6 protein-coding genes and 1 pseudogene are annotated in these 3,957 nt (G+C 66.4%); 1 reads left to right on the plus strand and 6 read right to left on the minus strand.

All coding sequences use genetic code 11. The features are described 5' to 3' along the window. Positions 1 to 133: 133 nt before the first annotated feature. From GFH49_RS25895 to GFH49_RS25910, 4 genes are all read right to left on the minus strand, one after another. Positions 134 to 763, minus strand: coding sequence for a hypothetical protein (locus tag GFH49_RS25895; RefSeq protein WP_155058499.1), 630 nt, complete (start codon positions 761 to 763; stop codon positions 134 to 136). Between the two features lie 133 nt (positions 764 to 896). Beyond that, a complete protein-coding gene (locus GFH49_RS25900; protein ID WP_155058500.1) occupies positions 897 to 1,457 on the minus strand; it encodes a hypothetical protein in 561 nt (186 codons plus the stop codon). A 140-nt stretch (positions 1,458 to 1,597) separates the two neighbouring features. After that, the gene (locus GFH49_RS25905) at positions 1,598 to 1,867 is read right to left on the minus strand and encodes a hypothetical protein (RefSeq protein WP_155058501.1); all 270 of its coding nucleotides are present in this window, start codon (positions 1,865 to 1,867) and stop codon (positions 1,598 to 1,600) included. A 324-nt stretch (positions 1,868 to 2,191) separates the two neighbouring features. Then, positions 2,192 to 2,416, minus strand: coding sequence for a hypothetical protein (locus tag GFH49_RS25910; protein WP_155058502.1), 225 nt, complete (start codon positions 2,414 to 2,416; stop codon positions 2,192 to 2,194). Positions 2,417 to 2,567: 151 nt separating this feature from the next. On the opposite strand from GFH49_RS25910, the gene GFH49_RS25915 reads away from it, so the two are divergent. Then, entirely contained in the window at positions 2,568 to 3,083 is a 516-nt protein-coding gene (locus GFH49_RS25915; protein WP_155058503.1) for a hypothetical protein, read from the plus strand. 81 nt (positions 3,084 to 3,164) lie between these two features. On the opposite strand, the gene GFH49_RS40425 is transcribed toward GFH49_RS25915, so the two are convergent. Then, positions 3,165 to 3,764, minus strand: a complete 600-nt coding sequence (locus GFH49_RS40425) for a hypothetical protein (protein WP_230396495.1) — start codon at positions 3,762 to 3,764, stop codon at positions 3,165 to 3,167. Further along, positions 3,764 to 3,957: pseudogene (locus tag GFH49_RS39505) on the minus strand (hypothetical protein); the annotation flags it as partial. The gene GFH49_RS40425 and the pseudogene GFH49_RS39505, both read right to left, overlap by 1 nt.

A 3,957-nucleotide genomic window follows, 5' to 3' on the forward strand; every position in this document is an offset into this window, starting at 1 on the left:
GCTTGCTCGACGCTGCGCTCCCCCTACGCATCCTGCTTTGCCGCCGCCGAATGCTGAGTGCGGTTCCATCAAGGCCTGTTCGCTCCTCCGCCTACCCTGGCGTCCAGCACCAATCCGCTGCGGGACCATGAGTTCACAAAGGTCCCGAGCCACTCAACTGCGCGGCGAACGGCTCCGCTTGTGTCGGCACTGATGCCACCAACGCGATCCATGAACCGTCTGCAAACACGAGCTCGAATCGGCCTCGCTGGAGAACTCCCTTGGGGTTCGCACGGACTCCGAGAACGCTGGTGCGCGGGGCCTCCCACTGGAGTTCGTACGCCCGACCGGACTGCCACAGCTTGGCGCGGTCGGCGAAGGCAAGCGCCCGGCGGTCGGTGAACGCGACCGCCAACGTCGAGGCAGGCAAACGTCCCGCGGTGTAGTGCGTCACCAGGAACTGCCCGGCCTGGCTCTCCCAATCTCCGTGCATGCCCTTGCCGTGGGCCGCCCGGGTGAGGGCGTTCTCGGTCTTCTGGTCAGCACCCTCCATCGTCCGCTCGAACCGGGTGACGGGCTTCGGTTCGGGCGGACGCAGGAATCGCTGCACTGCCCCTGGAAGGCGGGACTTGAGCCTGCGCTCCAGCTCTGACTCCTGGGGCGGCTGCCGTAGCCAGACCGGCCGCTCCGGTACGCCAGGAGCCGTCTCGCACTCGCATACCGCGAGCAGCCGCTCTCCGGAGTGGAGGAGCGGCTGGATCTCGTCACGGCAGTCCTTGTTCATCCCGCAATTCCTTCTGATCAGGGGTGCGGTCAGCCGAAGGACAGTTCCCTTGTTCCTGCCAGGGGCTGGCTTCACCCCTATCCGACCTCGGGTCACCGCCCCGATCACCGTACGCCGTCACGCACCGCAACCATCACGTTGTTGAAAAGGCCTTGTTGTCCGTATTCGGCATTTCCTGCTGAGTTTTGATGGTTGCGAGGACGAATGCCAGGCGATAGTCCACGTGCTGCGTCTTCAAGTGGTAGGCGGGTTCGCTGATCCCACGATAGTCGAGGAGTAGGGAAAAGGCGGGGCCGTACCAGCGTGTTCGCCTGGGGAAGTTGACCTCTATCTCTGATTCGCCTTCCCAAAAGGAGTACAGGCGCATCGCCAGGCCAGCCGGGAACCAGAGGGGGAAAAACCCGATACAGAGGGTCCAGGCGTACCAAGTACCCTTCTTTCCTGTGATGCGTGACCCGGACGGCAGCGTCACTGTCCATCGAGTGCGTCGTGGCCATGGGAGGAATCTTCCTCTGCGGAATTCCACGCGTGCCAGAGCGGCGCCTTCCGGTGTGTAGACATCATGGGTTGCCGGAGATGTCTCCACCGCGGAGCAGAGAGTTCCTCCCCCGTGGGCGTCTTGCACAAGAAGCTGCGCGGTGGCTGGTCGCCAGTAGATCCGCGCCAGGGGCGATCTCTGCTTGTCCTTGATCACGTAGAGGAGGTCGGCGGATACTCCGAGGGCCTCATCCCGCGGGCCGGGGTCATCGACAAGGAAGGTGAGTTCGTCCGGGTTTGGGCTTGGCTGTGGTGGGTGCATGTGCTTCCGCGTCGTCAGTGAGGAGTTGATGATGGTTATCCGAAGGGGTTGATCGCGCTCGTGACCCTGTCCGCCGTGTCGCGGATCTCGTCGACCTTGCGGTGAACCTGCTCGGACCGGTACTCGACTTCGTCATGGACGTTCCGGACGCCTTCGGTGGCCAGCACGGCTTGGTAGAAATACAGGTCCTCGACGTCCGTGGTGCTCAGGTTGAGCAGCAGCAGACGGCCCTCGTCGGGAAAGGGGCCCTTCTGCGATCTGCTGCTCCAGCGCCGTGTACACCTTGCTGGTTCGGCCCAGCCCATCAGTGATCTTCCCTGTGGCGTCGGCGATCTTGCCGATGCCGTAACTCCAGGAGTCCTGGAAGTCGTCGCAGGCATCGTCCAGCTCGCTGAATCCCGAGCTCTTGGGGCCGAAGTCCTTGAGGAGCTTCATGGCTGCCCGCAGGTCATCGGCGCAGTCGCCGAGGTCGCTGGTGAGCTTTGAGCGAGTCGAGCTCGACCCGGTAATAGCCAGTCACTGGCCGTCGCCTCTCCCCCGTGTCGCGGTGATCGCACTGCCACAGACGTTAACGGGTGGGAAGACGCCACCCGCAAGGGGGTAACTGCGATGAGCCGTTGCGCGTGCCATCAAGAAGGTGCCTGCGCCGGATGGACGCGGCTCAGCTTCAGCTCGATCAACGGCCTTTGGTGTGCCGGGTCTTGCAGCCGCCAGCCGTAGTCGTCCGCGCGCTGGGCCACATAACCGACGACCACCGCACGGTACTTGCGCACGGGGATCTCGGTGTGCGGGAACTTCCAGTTGTCCGACCACCGGGCGAGCTTCCCCTCGACGCGCGCGCCTGGCCCGGACATGTGAGAAGTCAGGCGGCCCACTGCCGGGCGCGGTCCCCGCGCCATTCCACGGGACGGGTCCCGGCGGCACCCGTCTATCGTCCCAGCCTCGGGTGCCGGATCGGACCAGGGTGGCTGGGTGATGCGGTCCGCCCTCGTAGGAGAGGTGTGCATGCGTGTGTTCCTGGCGTCACTCGCCGCGGTCGGCGGCGTCGGGCTCGCGGCTGCCGGTCTCGTGTTCGTGCCGATAGGGGTTCTGGAGCAGCGCAGCGCCGGCGACATGTACGAGGTCGCGTTCCAGCAAGTTGGCGATGAATGCAGCGGTGGACACGAGTTGTACCTCGACATCGAGAACGGGACACCTCTGGATTGCGTGCCCAGCTACGTCATAGGAGGGTCCCCAAGGGTCGACCTGCCTGGCTTCACCGAGGCCCAGAACGATGAGGTGGCCAGGCTCGGCAGACAGCTGGGCAGCGAAGGGCTGACGGACGCTGAACAACACCGGATCCAGAACCGGATCGATGAGATCGCAGCCGCAATCCCGGACGCCGACCGGCCGCTCCCCGACTCAGCTACCGTGTGGCCTGCTGACGCGGGTGTGTGGGGTGCTCGCCGGGCCTGGCTGGGGGGCGGAATGATCGCGGTCGGCATCTTGGGCATCATCTATGCCATGCGGGCGGCACGCTGAACAGCACTTGCCTCAGGAAGATCCACACCCACCTGAGTTGAAAATGCAGTTCCGGCCCGAGCTGCTCGGCGGCTGGTGCGCTCACCGGTCTCCTGCCGCATCCCGGCGTCCGGCCTGCAAGAGGTCGAACACGTCGGGGAGTGGCGGGAAGTGGGGCGCACAGTCGCCGCACGCGTACACGCTGAACCCGGGCCCGGAGTTCTGATGCACCTCGGAGACGAGGACCGGGGTGTCGGTGATCCGGTCGCAGCGCACGCACATCCGCACGGGCCGACGTACGACGACGGCAGCATCGCTACGGGCGCACCGCTGGCAGACCTGCCGGTGCCGTGCAGTTCCGCCGCTGCCCGTGGTGACGGTCACATGCGGCTGCTCGGCCGACCCACACACCTCGCACACACCACCGGCCCACTCCCGGTCGGCGACATCGCGGTGCGGGCCGTCATGCCCCACGATCCGCAGGCAGGCGACCCCCGCCGCATCGGGGAGCACCGCCACGCACTCCACCACACCGGGCCGCTGGAGCCAGGCGTGACCGAGGGCGTCGCGGTGGTCTCCGTCGTGGCCGTACCCCAGGACACAGGGCAGGCGATGATGCCCGTAGTCCGGCCACTCCCACCCCGGGCGGCGGGCGCCGCACATCGTGGCACCGGTGTTGGTGCCAGTGCCTGTGCCGGTCATCAGGCCGCCCCCCGCACGCCGACCATCTGCCGATCAAGGTCGACGCCGAAGTCCGCGGAGACGACCAGGACGAGGCGGCGCTCCCGCTGCCGCTGCCTCTCCTCGAACGCGACCAGGTAGGGGCGGACCAGGGCAGCGTCCTCGCCGTTGAGCGGTGAGTCCAGTCCGTAGGGGCTCCTCGGCGACGCGGGCC

This window comes from Streptomyces blattellae, assembly GCF_009709555.1.
GTDB lineage: Bacteria > Actinomycetota > Actinomycetes > Streptomycetales > Streptomycetaceae > Streptomyces > Streptomyces blattellae.